This is a genomic window from Streptomyces sp. NBC_01446, from assembly GCF_026340095.1.
GTDB lineage: Bacteria > Actinomycetota > Actinomycetes > Streptomycetales > Streptomycetaceae > Streptomyces > Streptomyces aureus.
Genome location: NZ_JAPEPO010000001.1, coordinates 4,860,001 through 4,881,905 on the forward strand (window position 1 = coordinate 4,860,001; position 21,905 = coordinate 4,881,905).

Annotated in this window: 16 protein-coding genes and 2 rRNA genes (1 of these 18 running past the window's edge); 10 read left to right on the top strand and 8 right to left on the bottom strand. The window is 70.1% G+C overall.

The window, feature by feature from the left end; all coding sequences use genetic code 11:
• Together OG456_RS21840 and rrf are read left to right on the top strand one after the other, a co-directional pair.
• A 23S ribosomal RNA gene (locus tag OG456_RS21840) occupies positions 1–1,049 on the top strand (it extends 2,074 nt beyond the left edge of the window).
• 89 nt (positions 1,050–1,138) lie between these two features.
• A 5S ribosomal RNA gene (gene rrf, locus OG456_RS21845) occupies positions 1,139–1,255 on the top strand.
• Positions 1,256–1,384: 129 nt separating this feature from the next.
• Here rrf and OG456_RS21850 read toward each other — a convergent pair.
• The 5 genes from OG456_RS21850 to OG456_RS21870 are packed head-to-tail and all read right to left on the bottom strand — an operon-like array spanning position 1,385 to position 6,986.
• Entirely contained in the window at positions 1,385–2,695 is a 1,311-nt protein-coding gene (locus OG456_RS21850; protein WP_266563520.1) for a DUF58 domain-containing protein, read from the bottom strand.
• 17 nt (positions 2,696–2,712) lie between these two features.
• Positions 2,713–3,705 carry a MoxR family ATPase gene (locus tag OG456_RS21855; protein ID WP_266563522.1) on the bottom strand — a complete coding sequence of 331 codons (993 nt, stop codon included), beginning with the start codon at positions 3,703–3,705 and terminating at the stop codon, positions 2,713–2,715.
• Positions 3,702–4,961 carry a DUF4350 domain-containing protein gene (locus tag OG456_RS21860; RefSeq protein WP_266563524.1) on the bottom strand — a complete coding sequence of 420 codons (1,260 nt, stop codon included), beginning with the start codon at positions 4,959–4,961 and terminating at the stop codon, positions 3,702–3,704. Before OG456_RS21860 ends, OG456_RS21855 begins: the two co-directional genes overlap by 4 nt.
• A complete protein-coding gene (locus OG456_RS21865; protein WP_266563526.1) occupies positions 4,958–5,656 on the bottom strand; it encodes a DUF4129 domain-containing protein in 699 nt (232 codons plus the stop codon). The genes OG456_RS21860 and OG456_RS21865 overlap by 4 nt, the downstream gene beginning before the upstream one ends.
• Before the next feature lie 4 nt (positions 5,657–5,660).
• A complete protein-coding gene (locus OG456_RS21870; protein WP_266563528.1) occupies positions 5,661–6,986 on the bottom strand; it encodes a glycerophosphoryl diester phosphodiesterase membrane domain-containing protein in 1,326 nt (441 codons plus the stop codon).
• A gap of 140 nt (positions 6,987–7,126) precedes the next feature.
• Between OG456_RS21870 and mtnA the strand changes: the two genes are divergently transcribed.
• The 7 genes from mtnA (at position 7,127) to OG456_RS21905 (ending at position 16,226) form a co-directional block, all read left to right on the top strand.
• Complete coding sequence (gene mtnA / locus OG456_RS21875; RefSeq protein WP_266563530.1) at positions 7,127–8,275, top strand: S-methyl-5-thioribose-1-phosphate isomerase; 1,149 nt, start codon at positions 7,127–7,129, stop codon at positions 8,273–8,275.
• 4 nt (positions 8,276–8,279) lie between these two features.
• Positions 8,280–8,969: a two-component system response regulator MtrA gene (gene mtrA, locus OG456_RS21880; protein WP_323136345.1), complete on the top strand. Its 690-nt coding sequence runs from the start codon at positions 8,280–8,282 to the stop codon at positions 8,967–8,969.
• A 1-nt stretch (position 8,970) separates the two neighbouring features.
• Positions 8,971–11,052 carry an MtrAB system histidine kinase MtrB gene (gene mtrB / locus OG456_RS21885; RefSeq protein ID WP_266563533.1) on the top strand — a complete coding sequence of 694 codons (2,082 nt, stop codon included), beginning with the start codon at positions 8,971–8,973 and terminating at the stop codon, positions 11,050–11,052.
• A gap of 16 nt (positions 11,053–11,068) precedes the next feature.
• On the top strand, positions 11,069–12,946 hold the full coding sequence (locus tag OG456_RS21890) for an LpqB family beta-propeller domain-containing protein (RefSeq protein WP_266563535.1): 1,878 nt from the start codon (positions 11,069–11,071) through the stop codon (positions 12,944–12,946).
• Between the two features lie 164 nt (positions 12,947–13,110).
• Complete coding sequence (locus tag OG456_RS21895; RefSeq protein WP_266563537.1) at positions 13,111–14,235, top strand: ComF family protein; 1,125 nt, start codon at positions 13,111–13,113, stop codon at positions 14,233–14,235.
• 286 nt (positions 14,236–14,521) lie between these two features.
• Positions 14,522–15,244: a ribosome-associated translation inhibitor RaiA gene (gene raiA / locus OG456_RS21900; RefSeq protein ID WP_266563539.1), complete on the top strand. Its 723-nt coding sequence runs from the start codon at positions 14,522–14,524 to the stop codon at positions 15,242–15,244.
• Between the two features lie 226 nt (positions 15,245–15,470).
• Positions 15,471–16,226 carry a response regulator transcription factor gene (locus OG456_RS21905; RefSeq protein ID WP_266563541.1) on the top strand — a complete coding sequence of 252 codons (756 nt, stop codon included), beginning with the start codon at positions 15,471–15,473 and terminating at the stop codon, positions 16,224–16,226.
• A gap of 64 nt (positions 16,227–16,290) precedes the next feature.
• Here OG456_RS21905 and OG456_RS21910 read toward each other — a convergent pair whose 3' ends face one another.
• Positions 16,291–17,469, bottom strand: a complete 1,179-nt coding sequence (locus OG456_RS21910) for a winged helix-turn-helix domain-containing protein (RefSeq protein WP_266563543.1) — start codon at positions 17,467–17,469, stop codon at positions 16,291–16,293.
• Positions 17,470–17,589: 120 nt separating this feature from the next.
• Complete coding sequence (locus OG456_RS21915) at positions 17,590–18,162, bottom strand: GNAT family N-acetyltransferase (RefSeq protein ID WP_266563545.1); 573 nt, start codon at positions 18,160–18,162, stop codon at positions 17,590–17,592.
• Positions 18,163–18,405: 243 nt separating this feature from the next.
• On the opposite strand from OG456_RS21915, the gene secA reads away from it, so the two are divergent.
• On the top strand, positions 18,406–21,210 hold the full coding sequence (secA, locus tag OG456_RS21920) for a preprotein translocase subunit SecA (protein ID WP_266563547.1): 2,805 nt from the start codon (positions 18,406–18,408) through the stop codon (positions 21,208–21,210).
• Between the two features lie 78 nt (positions 21,211–21,288).
• Here the strand turns inward: secA and OG456_RS21925 are convergent, their stop codons facing one another.
• Entirely contained in the window at positions 21,289–21,783 is a 495-nt protein-coding gene (locus tag OG456_RS21925) for an Rv3235 family protein (protein WP_266563549.1), read from the bottom strand.
• Positions 21,784–21,905: the final 122 nt, after the last annotated feature.

The window sequence follows — 21,905 nt, forward strand, 5'->3', positions numbered from 1 at the left end:
CGGTTAGTGCACTTTCGGGTGTGCGAAGCTGAGAACTTAAGCGCCAGTAAACGGCGGTGGTAACTATAACCATCCTAAGGTAGCGAAATTCCTTGTCGGGTAAGTTCCGACCTGCACGAATGGCGTAACGACTTCTCGACTGTCTCAACCATAGGCCCGGTGAAATTGCACTACGAGTAAAGATGCTCGTTTCGCGCAGCAGGACGGAAAGACCCCGGGACCTTTACTACAGTTTGATATTGGTGTTCGGTTCGGCTTGTGTAGGATAGGTGGGAGACTTTGAACTCTGGACGCCAGTTCAGGGGGAGTCGTCGTTGAAATACCACTCTGGTCGTGCTGGATGTCTAACCTGGGTCCGTGATCCGGATCAGGGACAGTGTCTGATGGGTAGTTTAACTGGGGCGGTTGCCTCCTAAAGAGTAACGGAGGCGCCCAAAGGTTCCCTCAGCCTGGTTGGTAATCAGGTGTTGAGTGTAAGTGCACAAGGGAGCTTGACTGTGAGACCGACGGGTCGAGCAGGGACGAAAGTCGGGACTAGTGATCCGGCGGTGGCTTGTGGAAGCGCCGTCGCTCAACGGATAAAAGGTACCCCGGGGATAACAGGCTGATCTTCCCCAAGAGTCCATATCGACGGGATGGTTTGGCACCTCGATGTCGGCTCGTCGCATCCTGGGGCTGGAGTCGGTCCCAAGGGTTGGGCTGTTCGCCCATTAAAGCGGTACGCGAGCTGGGTTTAGAACGTCGTGAGACAGTTCGGTCCCTATCCGCTGCGCGCGCAGGAATATTGAGAAGGGCTGTCCCTAGTACGAGAGGACCGGGACGGACGAACCTCTGGTGTGCCAGTTGTCCTGCCAAGGGCATGGCTGGTTGGCTACGTTCGGAAAGGATAACCGCTGAAAGCATCTAAGCGGGAAGCCTGCTTCGAGATGAGTATTCCCACCCCCTTGAGGGGTTAAGGCTCCCAGTAGACGACTGGGTTGATAGGCCAGATCTGGAAGCCCGGTAACGGGTGGAGGTGACTGGTACTAATAGGCCGAGGGCTTGTCCTCAGTTGCTCGCGTCCACTGTGTTGGTTCTGAAACCACGAACAACCCCACGTTTGTCACAGAGCGTGGTGCGGTTGACAGTTTCATAGTGTTTCGGTGGTCATAGCGTGAGGGAAACGCCCGGTTACATTCCGAACCCGGAAGCTAAGCCTCACAGCGCCGATGGTACTGCAGGGGGGACCCTGTGGGAGAGTAGGACGCCGCCGAACTATTTTTGAAGAAAACCCCCGTAACGGATGAGAATCCTGTTACGGGGGTTTTCTGCGTTCAGGGCCGGTCCCCTTGGGTGCGCTTTTCCGGCCGGACCCCTATTCAGGGTCCGGCCTTTTTCCTCATATTCAGAGTCGGCCTGCTGCTTTCAAAGCGAGGTAGGCGTCCGCCAGTGCTGGTGCGAGGTCGTTCGGGGTGGCGTCGATGACCGTGACGCCGCGACGGATGAGTAGTTCCGCCGTGCGGTGGCGTTCCGCTTGGGCCTGGGCCGCGGCGGCAGCGTCGTAGACCGCTTCTGTGTTTCCTCGGGAGCCGGCCATTTCCGCGATCGTCGGGTCCGCCACCGACGCCACCAATACCGTGTGGCGTTTGGTGAGGCGGGAGAGGACCGGGAGGAGGCCCTCCTCCACGGGAGCCGCGTCGAGGCTCGTGAGGAGGACGACGAGTGAACGGCGGGGGGCTGTGCGCAGGGCCGCCGCGGTCAGGCCGCGGGCGTCCGTTTCTACGAGTTCCGGCTCCAGTGGGGCCATGGCGTTGACCAGGGCCGGCAGGAGTTCGCCGGCCGCGCGGCCCTGGACCAGGGCGCGGATGCGGCGGTCGTAGGCGAGCAGGTCGACCCGGTCGCCGGCCCTGGAGGCCAGTGCGCCGAGGAGGAGCGCGGCGTCCATCGACGCGTCGAGGCGGGGTGCGTCGCCGACGCGGCCGGCGGAGGTGCGTCCCGTGTCGAGGACGATAAGGATGTGCCGGTCGCGTTCCGGGCGCCAGGTGCGGACCGCGAGTGTCGACTGGCGGGCGGTGGCGCGCCAGTCGATGGAACGGGTGTCGTCCCCGGGAACGTACTCGCGCAAGCTGTCGAATTCGGTGCCCTCACCGCGGGTCAGGACGCTGGTGCGGCCGTCGAGCTCGCGGAGGCGGGCCAGTTTCGAGGGCAGGTGCTTGCGGCTGTGGAACGGGGGGAGGACGCGGACGGTCCAGGGGACGTCGTGGCTGCCCTGGCGGGTGAAGAGGCCCAGCGGGCCGGACGAGCGGATCGTCACCCGGTCGGCCTTCCGGTCACCCCTGCGGGTGGGGAGCAGACGGGTGGTGATGCGGCGGCGTTCGCCCGGGGGGATCGTCACGCGGTGGCGGGACGCCTCGAACTCGGTGCCGGGGAGCCAGCTGCTGGGCGGCCAGGCGTCGCGTAGTTGAGCGCGCAGGGGACGGCGCGAGGGGTTGGTGACGGTGAGGGTCACGTCGGCCGAGTCGCCCAGGCGTACTGCGGTGTCGCCCGAACGGGTCAGGCGCAGTCGGCGTACCGGGGCGGCCAGGGCGAAGTCGCAGGCGCAGGCCAGGGCCAGGGGGGTGTTCACGGCCAGGATGCCGGTCCAGCTGGGCTCCCAGATGCCTACGGGGAGGGAGCCCAGGGCGGCGAGCAGGGCGGTGCGTCCGGTGAGGGCCATGGGTCCAGAGCCTTGCGTCAGCGGGGAACGGGGACGTGGGCCAGGATCGCGTTGATGACCGAGTCGGGCGTGACGCCCTCCATCTCGGCCTCGGGGCGGAGCTGGATCCGGTGGCGGAGCGTGGGCAGGGCGAGGGCCTTCACGTCGTCGGGGATGACGTAGTCGCGGCCCGTCAGCCAGGCCCAGGCGCGGGCCGTGGACAGGAGCGCCGTCGCGCCGCGGGGGGAGACGCCCAGGGTGAGGGACGGGGATTCGCGCGTGGCGCGGCAGATGTCGACGACGTAGGCCGTGATCTCGGGGGAGATCGCGGTCTTCGCCACGGCTGCCCGGGCGGTTTCCAGGTCGGCGGCGGTGGCTACGGGGCGTACGCCCGCGGAGCGCAGGTCGCGCGGGTTGAAGCCCTGGGCGTGTCGGGTCAGGACGTCGATCTCGTCCTGACGGGAGGGGAGGGGGACTGTGAGCTTGAGGAGGAAACGGTCCAGCTGGGCCTCGGGGAGGGGGTACGTGCCCTCGTACTCGACGGGGTTCTGCGTCGCCGCGACCAGGAAGGGGTCGGGGAGCGGGCGGGGGGTGCCGTCGACCGTGACCTGGCGTTCCTCCATGGCTTCGAGGAGGGAGGACTGGGTCTTGGGCGGGGTGCGGTTGATCTCGTCCGCGAGGAGCAGGTTGGTGAAGACCGGGCCGGGCTGGAACGAGAACTCGGCGGTGCGGGCGTCGTAGACGAGGGAGCCCGTGACGTCGCTCGGCATCAGGTCGGGGGTGAACTGGACGCGCTTCGTGTCGAGTTCGAGGGAAGCGGCGAGGGCGCGTACGAGGAGGGTCTTGGCCACTCCGGGGACGCCTTCGAGGAGGACGTGGCCGCGGCAGAGAAGCGCCACGACGAGGCCCGTGACCGCGGGGTCCTGGCCGACGACGGCCTTGGCGATCTCCGCGCGCAGGGCCTCCAGAGACGCCCGTGAGCTGCGGGGATCTCCGGTGGGCCCGGCGTTGTCAGTGGTCGGGGCCATCATGAGTGGCGTACCTCTCTTTCGAGGGCGTCGAGTTGGTCGGCGAGGGCTGTCAGGGCCGCGTCGTTGGCGGGCGGCGGGCCGAAGAGGAGGGGTCGTGGGTCCTGGCCGGGGGTGTGGAGTGCGGCGGTCAGGGCGGGGAGCAGGGTCTCGGGCGTGTGGGCCTGGGACGGGGGTACGCCGATGAGGGGGGCGAGTCGGGTGCGGGTGGCGGTGCGCAGAGCGGAGGCGGCGCGGTCGCGGGCGTTGGCCTTGCGGTAGAGGCGGGCGCGTCCTTCGACGGCTTCGGAGGCGCGGATCGCCACGGGGAGGCGTTCGGGGACCAGCCGGCCGAGGCGGCGGCCGCGCCAGAACGCGGCGAGGACGGCCGCGACGAAGAGTTGCAGGGTGCCCCAGAGCCATCCAGAGGGGAGCAGGTCGAAGAAGCTGCGGCGCTCGGAGTCGGTGGCCCGGGCGTCGTCGGAGAGGGAGGGGAGGTACCAGACCAAGTGGGGGCGGGAACCGAGGAGTTGCAGGGCGAGCGAGGCATTGCCGTGCTCGTCGAGGCGGTCGTTGAGGAGGATGTCGGGGGCGCCGATCAGGACGGTGTCGCCGCCCTTGGCCTCTGGCAGGCGCAGCAGGGTGGGGAGGCTTTCGCTGCGGTAGCAGGTGTCGGCGTCCGCGGGGTACGTGGCGTAGCGGCGGCCGCCGGTCTCGGCGTCGCCGGCGCGGCGGGCGGCGGACAGGGTGCAGCCGGGGCGTGCGAGTGCGTCGAGGCTGGGTGCGGGGTCCGCGGTGACGTGGGGGGCGAGGGTGCCGAGCGAGGGGGTGCCTGGGGCGATCAGGACGGTGCGGCCGCCGGAATCGGTGGTGGCGGCGTGCAGTTGGGCCTGCTGGCGGTCGGTGAGCAGGTCCGGGGACGCGACCAGGACGGTGGTGTCGGGGCCTGCCGCGTCGCGGGCCTCGGCGGTGGTGGTGACCACGCGCGTGGAGACGCCCCGGTCGGCCAGGAGGTGGGCGACGGCGCGGCTGCCGCCCGGGTCGGCGGAGCGAGGGTCGAGGCGGCCGTGTGCGGCTTCGGAGCGGACGAGCGCGATGGCGACGGCGGCGATCAGCAGGATCGCCGCGGCGATGAGCAGGCCGCGCGTGCGGGTCCAGAGCTGGCGTGGGGTGCGGGCCGTGGAGGTGGCAGGTGGCTGCTCGCCCGGGCGCGCCGGTGGCGTGGAGTCCTGTGCGTTCTGAGGGGCAGCGGTGGGAGCTGTCGGATGCCGGGTGGTCACTCGGCGGCTCCTCGGGGGGCGCTGCCGGTGAGCGTGGGGGTGGTGCGGTCCAGTTCGGAGTCGAGCGTGGTGAGGCGCTCGTACGTCTGCGGGGTGGCGGTGCGGCCGCCGTATGTGACGTCGTCGAAGTCGCGGGCCGCGGTGCGCAGTCGGTCCGTGTGCGCGGGCAGGGTGCGGCCGGCTTCGGTGGCGGCCTCGTCGGCGGTGCGGCCGGGGCGCGGGTCGAGGAGTGCGCGTTCCTCCAGGGAGCGGACGATGGCGCGCATCCGCTCCTGCACGGCCTGGGTCCAGTGGGCCTGGGCGGCGTGCGCCTCGGCGGCCGCGCGGTGTTCGGCGGCAGTGCGGGGGCGGTTGTCGAAGAGCGCGGCGGTGGAGTGGGCGGAGCGGCGCGGGGTGCCCAGGCGCCACCACAGGGCGACGGCGAGGGCCACGACCGCGAGCACGATGACGAGCAGGCCGAATCCGCCGCCGGGGGTCGCCCCGGAGGCGGCGGAGAGAAGCTTGTCGAGCCATTCCCAGAAGCGGTTGAGGCCCCGCTGGAGGAGGCTCGTGTCGTCCTGGTGGTACGCGGGCTCGGACAGCTCGCGTCGGGCCGCTTCCCGCGCGGGGTTACGCCCGATCGTCACCGGTGGTTCGCCGCCGCCCGTGCGCGAGCGCAGCGCGGCAGCCCAGAGCACTCCCCCCGCCGGGCTCACCGCATCAGCTCCCCGGGGTGGGGCTCGTGGTGTCGCCGTAGCCCTGGAGGCCTGCCGCGCGGCCGAGTTCGAGGTCGAGGGCCTCCCGGCGGATGCGCTGGTCGATGTAGAGGAGCACGGTGACGCCCGCCGTGATCGGGAACGTGAGCATGGAGCCGATCACGGAGCCGACTCCGGTGACGATGAGGAACGTCCAGCCGAGGTCGCCGGTGCCGCCGTCGAGGAGTCCGCTGACGCCTTCGCCGCCGAGTGCGGCGGCGAGGAAGGTGAACGGGATGACGATGATCGACGAGACGAGTCCGGCGATGATCCCGGCCAGCAGTTGGATGCCGAAGACCCGCCACCAGGAGCCGCGGACCAGCTTGGCGGAGCGGCTCATCGACTTCAGGATGCTCTGCTTCTCCAGCATCAGGGCGGGCGAGGCGAGCGAGAAGCGGATCATCAGCCAGATCGCCAGGACGGCGCCGCCGAGGGCGCCGAGGGCGATGAGTGGGGCGCCGGAGTCCGAGGAGCTCAGGGCGGCGACGAGGATGCCGGGCAGCATGCAGACGAGCAGGACGGCGGCGGCGATGAGCGGCAGGAGGAGCGTCAAGCCGGCCAGTTTGAGGAGCTGGGGCTTGGCGTCCTTCCAGGCTTCCCCGGTCGTCACGGACTTGCCGAGGACGGCCCGGCTGGTGACGGTCGTGAGCAGGGCCGTGGCGACGATGGTGCCGAGCAGGTAGACGATCTGGACGACGCCCGAGCTCAGCAGGGTGTCGCCTACGGCGCGCGTCAGTTCGCTCGCGGTCGCGCTCGGGTCGTCGAGGGCGTCCGTGTTCGTCGAGTTGTTCAGGACGAGGCCCTGGAGGAGGACGACGACGATCTCGATGAGTACGGCCACGGAGAGCGAGATCCCGAGGACGGTGCGCCAGTGGGCGCGCATCGTCGACACGGCGCCGTCGAGGATCTCTCCGACGCCGAGCGGGCGCAGCGGGATGACGCCGGGCTTGGCGGCCGGGGGCCTGCCCTGCCAGGAGCCCCATCCGGCTCCGTAGCCACCGCCTGGGCCGCCGTACCCGCCACCACGGCCGTAACCGCCGGGGCCCGCGGGGCCGCCGGGGGATCCGCCGCCCCAGCCCTGGGCCGGAGGAGACGGAGGGGGCGGGGTCTGGCCGGTGCCGGACGGGGCGGACCACTGCGCGGGCGGCGGCTGCTCCTTGGACCACTTCGGGTCCTGAGCGGCGTCCTCGCCGTCGCCGGTGCGGCCGTCCTGGCCGTCCTGCGCAGGCTGGTCGTCCTGGCCGTCGGAGGGGGCAGATCCGGGCGAGGCCCAGCCCGGAGTGTCGTTCATCGTCGCTCCTTCACGGTGCCCGTCCGCGGTCGCGGCGGCAGCTTGGCGCCCATCGTGCCACGGTGTGCCTCGGAGTTGACCGGGTGCCGTATGGGCTGCACACCTTCAATTGTCCGCCGGGTACGGGGCAGACTGGGCGGATGGCTGATCAGTACGCGCAAACCGGCGACGACAAGCGGCCCACCGACATACCCGTACTCCGATGGGAGGAGCCGGCCGAGGGGCCCGCGCTCGTCCTGCTCGACCAGACCAGACTGCCCGTGGAGGAGGTCGAGCTGGTCTGCACCGACGCGCAGGCGCTCGTCCAGGCGATCAGGACGCTCGCCGTGCGGGGAGCGCCGCTCCTCGGCATCGCGGGGGCGTACGGGGTCGCCCTGGCCGCGGCACGGGGGTTCGACGTGGACGAGGCGGCCCACGCGCTGGCCGGCGCGCGGCCCACGGCGGTGAATCTCGCCAGAGGCGTGCGCCGGGCTCATGCGGCGTACCGAGCCGGGCTCGGGGCCGAGGGGGACCGGGAGCGGGCCGCCCGGGACGCACTCGCGGCGGCGCGGGCGCTCCACCGGGAGGATGCCGAGGCCAGCGCCGCCATGGCCGGGCACGGTCTCGCGCTGCTCGACGAGCTGATGCCGGGCGGGCAGCATCGGATCCTCACGCACTGCAACTCGGGGGCGCTGGTCTCCGGGGGAGAGGGCACCGCGTTCGCGGTGGCGCTCGCCGCGCACCGGGTGGGACGGCTGACCCGGCTGTGGGTCGACGAGACGCGGCCGCTGCTCCAGGGCGCGCGGCTGACCGCGTACGAGGCGGCCCGGGCGGGGATGGCGTACACGCTGCTCACGGATAATGCGGCGGGGTCGCTGTTCGCGGCTGGTGAGGTGGACGCGGTGCTGGTCGGGGCCGACCGGATCGCGGCGGACGGTTCCGTCGCGAACAAGGTGGGGACCTATCCGCTCGCGGTTCTTGCCAAGTACCACCACGTGCCGTTCATCGTGGTGGCGCCGGGGACGACGGTGGACCCGGACACCCCCGACGGAGCGTCCGTCGAGGTGGAGCAGCGAGCCGGACATGAAGTGACAGAGATCACAGCGCCCCAGGCGTCTGTGGCCGGGGTTGAGGCGGGAGTCGTGATTCCGGTGGCTCCGCTGGGAACGCAGGCGTACAACCCCGCATTCGATGTGACGCCGCCCGAGTTGGTGACGGCGATCGTCACAGAGTGGGGAGTGGTTTCCCCTGTGACAGCTGAAGGACTGGGCGAGCTGTGTGCCAGGTCACGCCAGGTAACGATTAAGTAATGGGATGATGTGGCCTATGAAGGGACGAGTCCTTGTCGTCGACGACGACACCGCACTGGCCGAGATGCTCGGCATTGTGCTGCGTGGTGAAGGTTTTGAGCCGTCGTTCGTAGCTGACGGCGACAAGGCGCTGGCCGCTTTCCGTGAGTCCAAGCCGGATCTGGTGCTTCTGGACCTGATGCTTCCCGGCCGGGACGGCATCGAGGTGTGCCGCCTGATCAGGGCGGAGTCCGGGGTGCCGATCGTGATGCTGACCGCGAAGAGCGACACGGTGGACGTCGTGGTGGGCCTCGAATCGGGCGCCGACGACTACATCGTGAAGCCGTTCAAGCCGAAGGAGCTCGTGGCCCGTATCCGGGCGCGACTGCGGAGGTCCGAGGAGCCCGCGCCCGAGCAGCTCACCATCGGTGACCTGGTCATCGACGTGGCCGGGCACTCCGTGAAGCGGGAAGGGCAGTCGATCGCGCTGACGCCGCTGGAGTTCGACCTCCTGGTGGCGCTCGCCCGCAAGCCGTGGCAGGTGTTCACGCGTGAGGTCCTCCTCGAGCAGGTGTGGGGCTATCGGCACGCGGCCGACACCCGCCTGGTGAACGTGCATGTGCAGCGGCTGCGCTCGAAGGTCGAGAAGGACCCCGAGCGTCCGGAGATCGTGGTGACCGTCCGTGGCGTCGGTTACAAGGCCGGACCGAGCTGACATGTCCCGAGACAGTGCCGCTCCGGCACCCGGGGGGCCGGGAATCCGCTCGGGGCGGCCTGTGGGACCGAAGGCCGGGCGTGGCTCAGTGCTGCGCCGGGTCCTCGATGGCGGTCTGCTGCTCCAGGGCGGAATGAAGGGCAGCCCCGTGCTGCGCCTGTTCACACGCTGGGTGCGGCGGCCGCTGCTGCCCGCCATGCGCCTGTGGCGGCGCAACATCCAGCTCAAGATCGTCGTCACGACGCTCCTGATGTCGCTCGGCGTCGTACTGCTGCTCGGCATCGTCGTCATCGGCTCCGTACGCAACGGCCTGCTCGACGCCAAGGTGAAGGCGTCGCAGAGCCAGGCCGAGGGCGGCTTCCGGGCCGCCAAGGACAAGGCCGACACAGCCGCGGCCGGGGCACGCGACGGGGCGACGACGGACAGTCGCGCCCCCCTGAACACCAACAACTGGATGAGCGAGCTGGTCACCCAGCTCTCCTCCGGCGGCCAGAGCGCCTTCGACGTGGTGACGCTCAGCCCGCCCGGGGCCGACAGCGGCGACAGCGTGCGCGGACCGCGGGCCTCCGGCGGCGTCCTCGACCCCAGCGTCCCCGACGACCTGCGCGAACGGGTCGAGAAGATGACCGGCGCGTCCCAGGAGTACACGCGCATCGTCTACGAGGACGGCAAGGACTCCCAGCCCGGCCTCGTCATCGGCAAACAGATGACCGACCCGAAGGGCCACGCCTACCAGCTGTACTACCTCTTCCCGCTCACCCAGGAGGAGAAGTCGCTCGGCCTGGTCAAGGGGACGCTCGCCACGGCCGGGCTGTTCGTCGTGGTGCTGCTCGGCGCCATCGCCTGGCTGGTCGTACGGCAGGTCGTCACGCCCGTACGGATGGCGGCAGGCGTCGCCGAGAGGCTGTCCGCGGGACGCCTCCAGGAACGTATGAAGGTCACCGGCGAGGACGACATCGCCCGGCTCGGTGAAGCCTTCAACAAGATGGCGCAGAACTTGCATACGAAGATCCAGCAGCTCGAGGATCTCTCGCGGATGCAGCGACGCTTCGTGTCCGACGTGTCGCACGAGCTGCGGACGCCACTGACGACGGTGCGCATGGCCGCCGACGTGATCCATGACGCGCGCGTGGACTTCGACCCGGTCACCGCGCGGTCGGCGGAACTGCTCGCCGATCAGCTGGACCGGTTCGAGTCACTCCTCTCGGACCTCCTCGAGATCAGCCGCTTCGACGCGGGCGCGGCCGCCCTGGAGGCGGAGCCGATAGACCTGCGGGAAGTCGTACGGCGTGTGGTGGGCGGCGCCGAGCCGCTCGCCGAGCACAAGGGCACGCACGTGCGGATCGTCGGGGACCAGCAGCCCGTGGTCGCCGAGGCGGACGCCCGGCGCGTGGAGCGCGTCCTGCGCAATCTCGTCGTCAACGCCGTGGAGCACGGCGAAGGCAAGGACGTGGTGGTGCGGCTCGCCGCGGCCGGCGGCGCGGTCGCCGTCGCCGTACGCGACTACGGCGTGGGCCTCAAGCCCGGCGAAGCCACCCGCGTCTTCAGCCGCTTCTGGCGCGCCGACCCGGCACGCGCGCGTACCACCGGCGGCACGGGCCTCGGCCTGTCCATCGCCCTCGAGGACGCCCGGCTGCACGGCGGCTGGCTCCAGGCGTGGGGCGAGCCCGGCGGCGGCTCACAGTTCCGGCTGACGCTGCCGCGAACGGCGGACGAACCCCTGCGGGGGTCCCCGATACCGCTGGAGCCGGAGGACTCACGGCGCAACCGCGGCCTGAGCGAGGCAGGGCTTCCGCTCGGCGGGGGCGCCGGCAAGCTCGCGACAGTTCCGGCGCAGACAGCGGGCGCGTCCCGCGTGCCGTCGCCCGTACCGGCGAAGGAACCGGCCGCACCCCGGTACACGGTCGATCCCACGGCGCTGCCCGGGAACGGCTCGCGGGTCGTGGCCCGCAGCGACACCGTCGCACCGGCGACACGCGGTCAGAACACAAGGGGTCCGGAAGGGCCCTGGGAAGAGCAGGCCGGACCGGCCGAGGGGGCCGGCGGCAGCGGCGAGGGAAGTGGGGGCGGGCGTGCGCGGTGAGCGGGGGCGGCCACCGATGGCCGGACGGCGGCGCGGGCTGCGTACAGGTGTGCTGCTCGGCTGCGGCGCAGTGGTGCTCAGCGGCTGCGCGTCCATGCCGGACAACGGCGGACTCCAGGCCGTGGAGGCGTCGCAGCGGCCCGACTCACAGGTGCGCGTCTTCGCGATGCCGCCCCGCGAGAACGCCGGGCCCGTCAGCATCGTCGAGGGCTTCCTCGAGGCGCTGACCAGCGACGATCCGCAGTACACGATGGCGCGCATGTACCTCACGGAGAAGGCCGCCAAGGGCTGGCACCCCGAGGAGCGCACCACCGTCCTCACGGACGGACCGAGCACAGGACCGGCGAGCAGGCCGAGCGCCGGCGAAGAGGGCCGTACGTTCAGACTGAGCGGCCATCAGGTCGCGTTCGTGGACCAGCAGCAGGCGTACCGGCCCGACGGCACCTCGTACAGCAAGACGCTGCACCTCGTGCAGGAGAACGGGCCCAAGGGCAAGCAGTGGCGCATCGACGGGCTGCCGCAGGGGGTCGTCCTCGGGCAGTCCGACTTCCAGCGCATCTACCAGTCCGTCAACAAGTACTACTTCGCGCTGGACGAGGAGTCCTCCGGCGGCGGCGGCGCGCAGAGCGGTGGAGGATCGGGTTCGGGTTCGACCAGCCGTCAGAAGAGGCTGGTCGCCGACCCCGTGTACGTCCGTCAGTGGATAGACCCCCTCACGCAGACGGTGCGGGCCCTTCTTGCGGGACCCACGCACTGGCTGAACCCGGTCGTGACCACGACGTTTCCCTCCGACACGCGGCTGCGCAAGGGCGTGAAATCGCTCGCGCCCGACGACGAGAACAGTCTGAAGGTCCCGCTGAACGCGAAGGCCGACCACGTCGGGCAGGCCCGCTGCAAGGAGATGGCCGCCCAACTCCTGTTCTCCCTGCGGGATGTGACGTCGGCGAACGTGTCACAGATCGAACTCCAGCGGTCGAACGGGTCGCAGCTGTGCGTCCTGAGCGAGAGCGGCGCCGAGGCCCTCGTGGAGCCGAGCACCTCCGGGCCCTCCGACGACCAGTACTTCCTGGACGACAAGGGACGGCTCGTACAGATGTCGGGCACCTCCCGCACCGCGAAGGACCCTGAGCGGGTGCCGGGTCCGCTCGGCGACGGCGAGCAGCGGATGCGCTCGGTCGCCGTCTCGCGCGACGAGACGCAGGCCGCGGCGGTGTCGAACAACGGCAGCGCCCTGTTCGTCGGGTCGTTGGTGGCGGGCGCCTCGCTCGGCGACCCCGTCGTACGCAGCAACGCCAAGTCCGAGCAGGACCGTCTGACGACACCCAGTTGGGACGGACTCGGCGACCTGTGGGTGGCCGACCGCGACCCGAAGAAGCCACGGCTGCTGATGTTCGGCCGGGGCATGGCGAACGAGATCCACGAAGCCGACGTCTCCGGTCTCGACGGCGGTCGCATCGAGGCCGTGAAGGTGTCGGCTGACGGAGTGCGGATCGCGCTGCTCGTGGCCGACAAGGGCAAGACCACGCTGCGGATCGGGCGCGTCGAACGCGACTCGGGACTGGACGGCAAGGTGACGGTCTCGGTCGACGAACTGCGCGCCGCGGCACCCCAGATGGAGGAGGTCACGGCCATGTCGTGGGCCGGCGGAAGCCGACTCGTGGTCGTCGGACGCGAGTCCGGGGGCGTGCAGCAGCTGAGTTACGTCCAGTGCGACGGTTCGGCGCCGACGGGGCAGGCGCTGCCCGGCCTGACGGGCGTGAAGGAGATCGCGGCGTCCGAGGACGACCGCCTGCCACTCGTCGCCCACTCGGACGACGGGATCGTCAGGCTGCCGCCGGGTCTGCCGTGGCAGACAGTGCTCAAGGACGGGACGGCGCCGGTCTACCCCGGGTAGAGAAGGCTGAGGGGCGGCGGGACAGCGTCAAATACGCCGTTCCCCCTCCCGCCGGACGGAGTTGAGTCCTCCGATTGCAACGGAGTGTGCCCGTCCGGGGGTTATCCACAGGGGGTTATCCACAGGGGTGGCCGCCGCGCGCCCCTCTTGGCACAGTGGTGGACATGCGGGGGTGGTTGCAGGACCTCGGAGATCTTGTGCTGCCGGCCGAGTGTGGAGGCTGCGGTCGGCCGCGTACGGCGCTCTGCGCGCGCTGCGGGGCCGCCCTGTGCGGCGGTGCGCCGGGCCGGGTGCGGCCGAGCCCTGAGCCGCCCGGGCTGCCGGTGGTGCACGCGGCCGCTCCGTACCAGGACGCGGTACGGGCCGTACTGCTCGCGCACAAGGAGCGGGGGGTGCTGGGTCTCGCGGAGCCCCTGGGCGCGGCCCTCGCGGGGGCTGTGCGGGCGGGGCTGAGAGGAGCGGGGGGTGCGGGAGGGGGCGGGGGTGGGGGCCCCGTAGACGGGCGTACACAGGCAGATGGGCGTACACAGGCACACGCGCGTACGCAGCGAGACATGCACACCCAGGTACGTGGCGGGCGTGGCCAAGCAGGTGCGCGGGCCCAAGCAGGCGACCGCACCCAAGCAGGCGCGCGAGCCTCGGCAGGCGACCGCACCCAAGCAGGCGCGCGGACCTCGGCAAGCACTCGAACTCCAGCAGGCGCGCGAACCTCGGCAGGCATGCGGGTCCCGGCAAGCACTCGACCCCCAGCACGCATGCCAATCCCAGAACGCGCGCCCGCCCAACCAGCCGTCCGCATCCAACCCCACACCCCCCTCCTCCTGGTCCCCGTTCCCTCCGCGCGGAAGGCTGTTCGGGCGCGTGGGCACGATCCTGCGCGGCGGATCGCGTATGCCGCTGCGGCTGAGCTTCGTCGGGCGGGGGTGCCTGCCAGGGTGCTGGCCGCGTTGCGTCAGAGGCGGGCCGTTGCCGATCAGGCCGGGCTCGACGCGCGGCGGCGTCTGGCCAATCTCGCCGGTGCTCTGGAGGTGCCCGCGGGGGCCCGTGCGCTCCTCGCCCCGGGTGGCCGGATCGTGTTGGTCGACGACGTCATGACCACGGGCGCCTCATTGGCGGAGGCGGCCCGCGCAATACGTGCGGCAGTGGTCAGGACGGCAGAGGATGAGCGTGACGGGTTCACGCCGGGATGGGTGGGAACTGCACGGGAATTGCCCCCGCGCAACTCGATCAGTGCGGCCGTGGTCGCCGCCTCTCCGGGTTCTTTCGAAATAAACCGGAACCGAGCGTAAACCTGCGTCGTTGCAGGTAGTGAGAGGGTCAATTCACCTGAATGGAGGTACGCGTCAGTAGAGGGTGACGACATCCGTCCGGGCGAGATATGTTCGGTTGTGAGGAATGGTTGACGCCGTCCTCGGCAATCGGGAATGCCGGTGTCGTGGGTGCCGTAGGTTTTTCGGCAATCACCCGCGATGATGGGGTGTAGATCTTGTCCATGGGGGAGGAGGAGGTGGAAGTCGCCGAGTCAGAGACTCCGGAAGTGGCCGGAGTCTGGTGCAACAGGGAGATGCTCCGCCGATGGAGCGGGGCGATCCGGGAACGGAGTTCTGCGTGGACATCGTCGTCAAGGGCCGCAAGACAGAGGTGCCCGAGCGGTTCCGCAAGCACGTGGCCGAGAAGCTGAAGCTGGAGAAGATCCAGAAGTTCGACGGCAAGGTGATCAGCCTCGACGTGGAGGTGTCCAAGGAGCCCAACCCCCGACAGGCCGACCGCTGCGACCGCGTAGAGATCACACTCCGCACGCGTGGCCCGGTCATCAGGGCGGAGGCAGCGGCCAGCGACCCGTATGCGGCGCTCGACCTGGCAACGGACAAGCTCGAGGCGCGCCTGCGCAAGGAACACAGCAAGCGGTCCACCCGCCGCGGAAGCGGCAGGCTCACGGCCGCGGAAGTCCCCGATGTCGTCCCCACGGCGACTCTGAACGGGGACGGCTCAGTGGTCAACAACGAGGAGCCCGGCGGAGTGCCGACCACGAGGATCGGCTCCCTCGAGGTCCAGGGCGAAGGCCCGCTTATCGTTCGCGAGAAGACGCACGTCGCTGCGCCCATGTCGCTCGACCAGGCGCTCTACGAGATGGAGCTGGTCGGGCACGACTTCTACCTCTTCGTCGACTCCGAGACCAAGGAGCCCAGCGTCGTCTACCGGCGCCACGCCTATGACTACGGCGTGATCCACCTCAACACCGACCCGATGGTCACCCAGGCGCAGTCGTCCGAAGCGGGCGGGGCGCTCGGCGGCTGAGGCAGGCGGAACAACACCGCTGAGCCCTCGGGAGACAGCCGGAATTGGTGCCCCTGGGAGCGCGTGCGCCCCCAGGGGCACCATCGTGCGACCCCCGTGCACACCGCTCTGTCACCGCACCGACGCCAAGGCATGAAATCATGGCCGTGCCGGGTCAACCGGTGTGCCGCTGCCTCGGGTTGGCGTGGCACCGGAAGACGGGCCGTGGCCTTCAGGGGGAGGAACGATGGCGGACAGCTTCGGACCGATGCGGGACGACGGCGCCGGTACGGCCGGTGACGGTGTCCAGGGCATGGGCCCGGACGGGAGCGCGCCGCGCAAGGAGCCGATCCGGGTCCTCGTGGTGGATGACCACGCGCTGTTCCGGCGCGGGCTGGAGATCGTTCTCGCGGCCGAGGAGGACATCCAGGTCGTCGGCGAGGCGGGTGACGGCGCCGAGGCCGTGGACAAGGCGGCCGACCTGCTGCCCGACATCATCCTGATGGATGTGCGGATGCCCAAGCGCGGCGGGATCGAGGCGTGTACCTCCATCAAGGAGGTGGCCCCCAGCGCCAAGATCATCATGCTCACCATCAGTGACGAGGAAGCCGATCTCTACGACGCGATCAAGGCGGGCGCGACGGGTTATCTGCTCAAGGAGATCTCCACGGACGAAGTGGCGACGGCCATTCGCGCTGTGGCCGACGGGCAGTCACAGATCAGCCCCTCGATGGCGTCGAAGCTCCTCACCGAATTCAAGTCGATGATCCAGCGAACGGACGAGCGGCGCCTCGTCCCCGCGCCGCGGCTGACCGACCGCGAGCTGGAAGTCCTGAAGCTGGTCGCCACGGGCATGAACAACCGCGATATCGCGAAGCAACTGTTCATCTCCGAGAACACCGTGAAGAACCATGTGCGCAACATCCTGGAGAAGCTGCAGCTGCACTCCAGGATGGAGGCCGTGGTCTACGCGATGCGGGAGAAGATCCTCGAGATCCGGTGACGGCGGCCGGGTGACGGCCGCCGGGTGAGAGCGGTCGGTCGAGGGGCGGTCAGTCGAGGGGCGGTCAGTCGAGGGCGGTGACCAGGGCCGGCTTGAGGCCGGGCAGGTCGACGCGCTCGATCCGGACCGTGTCACAGCCCACCCACTGCGCCGCCTCCCGCAGTGCCTGCGCCACGGCCGGGACCGCCTTCGGGCCGTCCAGGGAGACCTGCTTGGCGACCAGCGTGCTCCCGTCGCGCGCGGGGTCGACGCGGCCCACCAGGTGCCCGCCCGCAAGGACCGGCATCGCGAAGTAGCCGTGCACCCGCTTCGGCTTGGGGACGTACGCCTCCAGGCGGTGCGTGAAGCCGAAGATCCGCTCCGTGCGGGCCCGCTCCCAGATCAGGGAGTCGAAGGGCGAGAGCAGCGTCGTACGGTGGCGGCCGCGCGGGACGGTCTCCAGCGCTGCCGGGTCCGCCCATGCCGGCTTCCCCCAGCCCTCCACGGTCACGGGCACCAGGCCCGAGTCCTCGACCACCGCGTCGAACTGCTCGTTCTTCAGGCGGTGGTAGTCCGCGATGTCGGAGCGCGTGCCGACGCCCAGGGACTGTCCGGCCAGGCGGACCAGGCGGCGCAGGCACTCCCGGTCGTCGAGGTCGTCATGGAGCAGCTCGGCCGGGACGGCGCGCTCGGCGAGGTCGTACACCCGCTTCCAGCTGCGGCGCTGCGTGCACACCACCTCGCCGTACATCAGGGCGCGCTCCACGGCGACCTTCGCCGCGGACCAGTCCCACCATTCGCCCTTGTTCTTCGCGCCGCCCAACTCCGTTGCCGTGAGCGGGCCTTCGGCGTGCAGCTGCTTGATGACCTGCTCGTACGCGCCGTCGGGCAGGTCGTGGTGCCAGTGCGGGCGGGTGCGGTAGGCGCGGCGGCGGAACGCGAAGTGCGGCCACTCCTCGACGGGCAGGATGCACGCGGCGTGCGACCAGTACTCGAAGGCGTGCGGCGCGCCCGACGTGCCGGGGGTCCAGTACGCGTCCTCGACCGTTCTGCGGCCGACCGCGCCGAGGCGTGCGTACGGGATGAGTTCGTGGGAGCGGGCCAGCACCGAGATGGTGTCGAGCTGGACCGCTCCGAGGTGACGGAGCACGCCGCGGACCCCTGCACTGCGGTCCGGCGCGCCGAGGAACCCCTGGGCCCGCAGTGCGATGCGGCGGGCCTCGTCGGCGGTGAGTTCGGTGGCGGGGCGCGGCGTGGTCGTCATGCCCCGAACGATAGGGCGCGGCACTGACAGTCGGGCCGGGACCGCAAAGCCCTGAAGACAGGCGGCGCCGGAAGCCGTCAGGCCGGGCCGGGAAGTGTCATCCCGGCGCCGGAGACGCCGTCACACAAGCGCCGGGAGGTAGGGCAGCGCCGCCGGGAGGCCGAGGTCCGAAGGGAGGAGCGAGGCGACCCAGCAGTCGCGCAGCACTCCCTTGTTGGGCAGGCCCGACCGCATGACGCCCTCCACGGTGAAGCCGGCCTTCTCGGCGACGGTGCGCGAGCCGACGTTGCCGACCTCGGCGCGCCACTCCAGGCGCGTACAGGCCAGGTCGGTGAAGGCCCAGTGGGCCAGGGCGAGGACGGCTTCGGTCATGTAGCCGCGGCCGCGGTGCTCCCTGCCGGTCCAGAAGCCGACCTCCCAGGCGCCCGCGCGCGGGTGGTGCAGGCTCGCGGCGGCGATCACGGGGCCGTCCTCCTGGAGCCGCACGGCGAAGGTGTACTCCGTGTCGGCCCGCCAGCCGTCCGGGACCATGCGGCCGACGAAGTGCTCGGCGTCCACGCGCGCGTAGGGCGACGGGATCGTGGTCCAGCGCTGGATGTCGGGGTCCTGGGCCGCGAGATACACCTCGTCGGTGTCCTCGGCGGTGAACGTGCGCAGCCGCAGGCGGTCGGTGGTGAGTACGACGGGTTCCATCGGCCGATTCTGCTCGGAGGCCGACAATGACGCCAGCAGAATTCGCGGGGTGAGCGCGCTGTTACCTTTCGTATTCGGGGTGCACACCTTCGTGCGGCACCTTGAGCGGTCCTCGTGCGTTGTCCGTGTGGCTGTGGTTACGGCAGACCTCCCGGCGCGCCGGGGTCCTCGCATACGATGGCCGTTGCTCTATACCGTCACACCCGACCGTGCCAGGCCCGACCGGCAAGGAGACCAACCCCCGTGTCCGTCCTCTCGAAGATCATGCGTGCAGGCGAAGGCAAGATCCTGCGCAAGCTGCACCGCATCGCGGACCAGGTCAACTCCCTCGAAGAGGATTTCGTCAGCCTCTCCGACGCCGAGCTGCGGGCCCTCACCGACGAGTACAAGGAGAGGTACGCCGACGGCGAGAGCCTCGACGACCTGCTCCCCGAGGCTTTCGCGACGGTGCGCGAGGCCTCCAGGCGCGTCCTCGGCCAGCGCCCCTACGACGTCCAGTTGATGGGCGGCGCCGCGCTCCACCTCGGCTACGTGGCCGAGATGAAGACCGGTGAGGGCAAGACCCTGGTCGGCACGCTCCCCACGTACCTGAACGCGCTGTCCGGCAAGGGCGTCCACCTGATCACGGTGAACGACTACCTGGCCGAGCGCGACTCCGAGATGATGGGCCGCGTCCACAAGTTCCTCGGCCTCAGCGTGGGCTGCATCCTGGCGAACATGACGCCGGCGCAGCGCCGCGAGCAGTACAACTGCGACATCACCTACGGCACGAACAACGAGTTCGGCTTCGACTACCTCCGCGACAACATGGCGTGGTCCCAGGACGAGCTCGTCCAACGCGGTCACAACTTCGCCGTGGTCGACGAGGTCGACTCGATCCTCGTCGACGAGGCCCGTACGCCGCTGATCATCTCCGGCCCGGCCGACCAGGCCACGAAGTGGTACGGCGACTTCGCGAAGCTGGTCACCCGCCTGAAGAAGGGCGAGGCCGGTAACCCGCTGAAGGGCCTCGAGGAGACCGGCGACTACGAGGTCGACGAGAAGAAGCGCACCGTCGCCATCCACGAGCCCGGCGTCGCCAAGGTCGAGGACTGGCTGGGCATCGACAACCTCTACGAGTCGGTGAACACGCCGCTCGTCGGTTACCTGAACAACGCCATCAAGGCGAAGGAACTGTTCAAGAAGGACAAGGACTACGTCGTCATCGACGGCGAAGTCATGATCGTCGACGAGCACACCGGCCGTATCCTCGCCGGCCGCCGCTACAACGAGGGCATGCACCAGGCGATCGAGGCGAAGGAAGGGGTGGACATCAAGGACGAGAACCAGACGCTCGCCACGATCACCCTGCAGAACTTCTTCCGTCTCTACGACAAGCTTTCCGGCATGACCGGTACGGCCATGACCGAGGCCGCCGAGTTCCACCAGATCTACAAGCTGGGCGTCGTCCCGATCCCGACGAACAAGCCGATGGTCCGCAAGGACCAGGCCGACCTGATCTACCGCACCGAGGTCGCCAAGTTCGACGCGGTCGTCGACGACATCGCCGAGAAGCACGAGCAGGGCCAGCCGATCCTCGTCGGTACGACGTCCGTCGAGAAGTCCGAGTACCTCTCGCAGCAGCTGTCCAAGCGCGGTGTGCAGCACGAGGTGCTGAACGCGAAGCAGCACGACCGTGAGGCGACGATCGTCGCCCAGGCCGGCCGCAAGGGCGCCGTCACCGTCGCCACGAACATGGCCGGTCGAGGCACCGACATCAAGCTCGGCGGCAACCCGGACGACCTCGCCGAGGCGGAGCTGCGCCAGCGCGGCCTCGACCCCGAGGAGCACATCGAGGAGTGGGCAGCCGCGCTGCCCGCCGCCCTGGAGAGGGCCGAAAAGGCCGTGAAGGCCGAGTTCGAGGAGGTCAAGGAGCTCGGCGGGCTCTACGTCCTCGGCACGGAGCGCCACGAGTCGCGCCGTATCGACAACCAGCTGCGTGGCCGTTCCGGCCGTCAGGGTGACCCGGGCGAGTCCCGCTTCTACCTGTCGCTCGGTGACGACCTGATGCGCCTGTTCAAGGCCCAGATGGTCGAGCGCGTCATGTCGATGGCGAACGTCCCGGACGATGTGCCGATCGAGAACAAGATGGTCACGCGCGCGATCGCGTCGGCCCAGTCGCAGGTCGAGCAGCAGAACTTCGAGACCCGGAAGAACGTCCTCAAGTACGACGAGGTCCTCAACCGGCAGCGTGAGGTCATCTACGGCGAGCGGCGTCGCGTCCTGGAGGGCGAGGACCTGCAGGACCAGATCCAGCACTTCATGGACGACACGATCGACGAGTACATCGGCGCCGAGACCGCCGAGGGCTTCGCCGAGGAGTGGGACCTGGACCGGCTGTGGGGCGCCTTCAAGCAGCTCTACCCGGTGAAGGTCACCGTCGAAGAGCTGGAGGAGGCCGCGGGTGACCGTGCGGGTCTGACGGCCGAGTTCATCGGGGAGTCCGTCAAGGACGACATCCACGCGCAGTACGCGGCGCGTGAGGAGCAGCTCGGCTCCGAGATCATGCGTGAGCTGGAGCGCCGCGTGGTCCTCTCCGTCCTGGACCGCAAGTGGCGTGAGCACCTCTACGAGATGGACTACCTCCAGGAGGGCATCGGCCTGCGCGCCATGGCGCAGAAGGACCCGCTGGTCGAGTACCAGCGCGAGGGCTTCGACATGTTCACCGCCATGATGGAGGGCATCAAGGAGGAGTCCGTCGGCTATCTGTTCAACCTGGAGGTCCAGGTCGAGCAGCAGGTCGAGGAGGTCCCGGTGCAGGACGCGGCGCCGTCCCTGGACAAGCAGGACGCGGTGCCGGCCGGTGTCGGCCGTCCCGAGATCCGCGCCAAGGGTCTCGACGCCCCGCAGCGTCCGGACCGCCTGCACTTCCAGGCGCCGAACGCCGAGGGCGGCGTGGACGAGATGGACTACGTCACCGAGGACGGCCCGACGCGTTCGGAGGCCGACGGCCTTACGCGCGCGGAGCGCCGCAAGCAGCAGAAGGGCGGGCGTCGCCGCAAGAAGTAGTGCGCGGCGCGCTCTGACCGGGCGTGGGTGAAGGGGCCGGACACCACCTGGTGTCCGGCCCCTTCCGTCGTCCCTGGCTCACCGATCCTGTGGCGTGAGCGCCGGGCGCCCGCCCATCTCGACGGCCGTGCAGAGCCAGCGGTGGTCGTCGCCCCGGTGCAGGCGGAAGGCGAGGGCGTGCAGCCGGGGGCCGGCGCTGATGCGGGCGAAGACTTCGTAGACGCCGGGTTCGGGCTGGTAGTGGCCGATGCCGCGGACGACGGGCTGCCGTCCGCGGTCGTTGAGGGGCCGGTTCTCGGCGAGCCGGATCAGGGAGTCGTAGAGGGATCCGGCGAAGTGGCGGGAGGCCCAGTGGACGGGGCGCTGGCCGCTGAGCATCAGCAGAAGGCGCTCGGTGAACAGTTCGGCGGGGTGGGGCGGCAGTTGGGGCGGGACGCGCACGGGCCGCGCGCCGGGGCGCCTCGCGTCCTGCCTGCCGGGCGGGCGGCCGCCCGGGGGTCGGGTCGTCCTGGGGCGGCGGCGCGGCTGGTCCATCACCTTGCGCAGCGGCTCATGGGCGGTGGGCTCGTGCATGTCTGGGTCCCCGTTCGGCGTCCGACCGGTGGATACCGATCGGTAACTTTGCTTGGGGATCTTGTACGTGGACGGCGGCGCCGCTCGCAAGGCCCGAGGTGCCCGGCGCGGGCGGCCGGAAA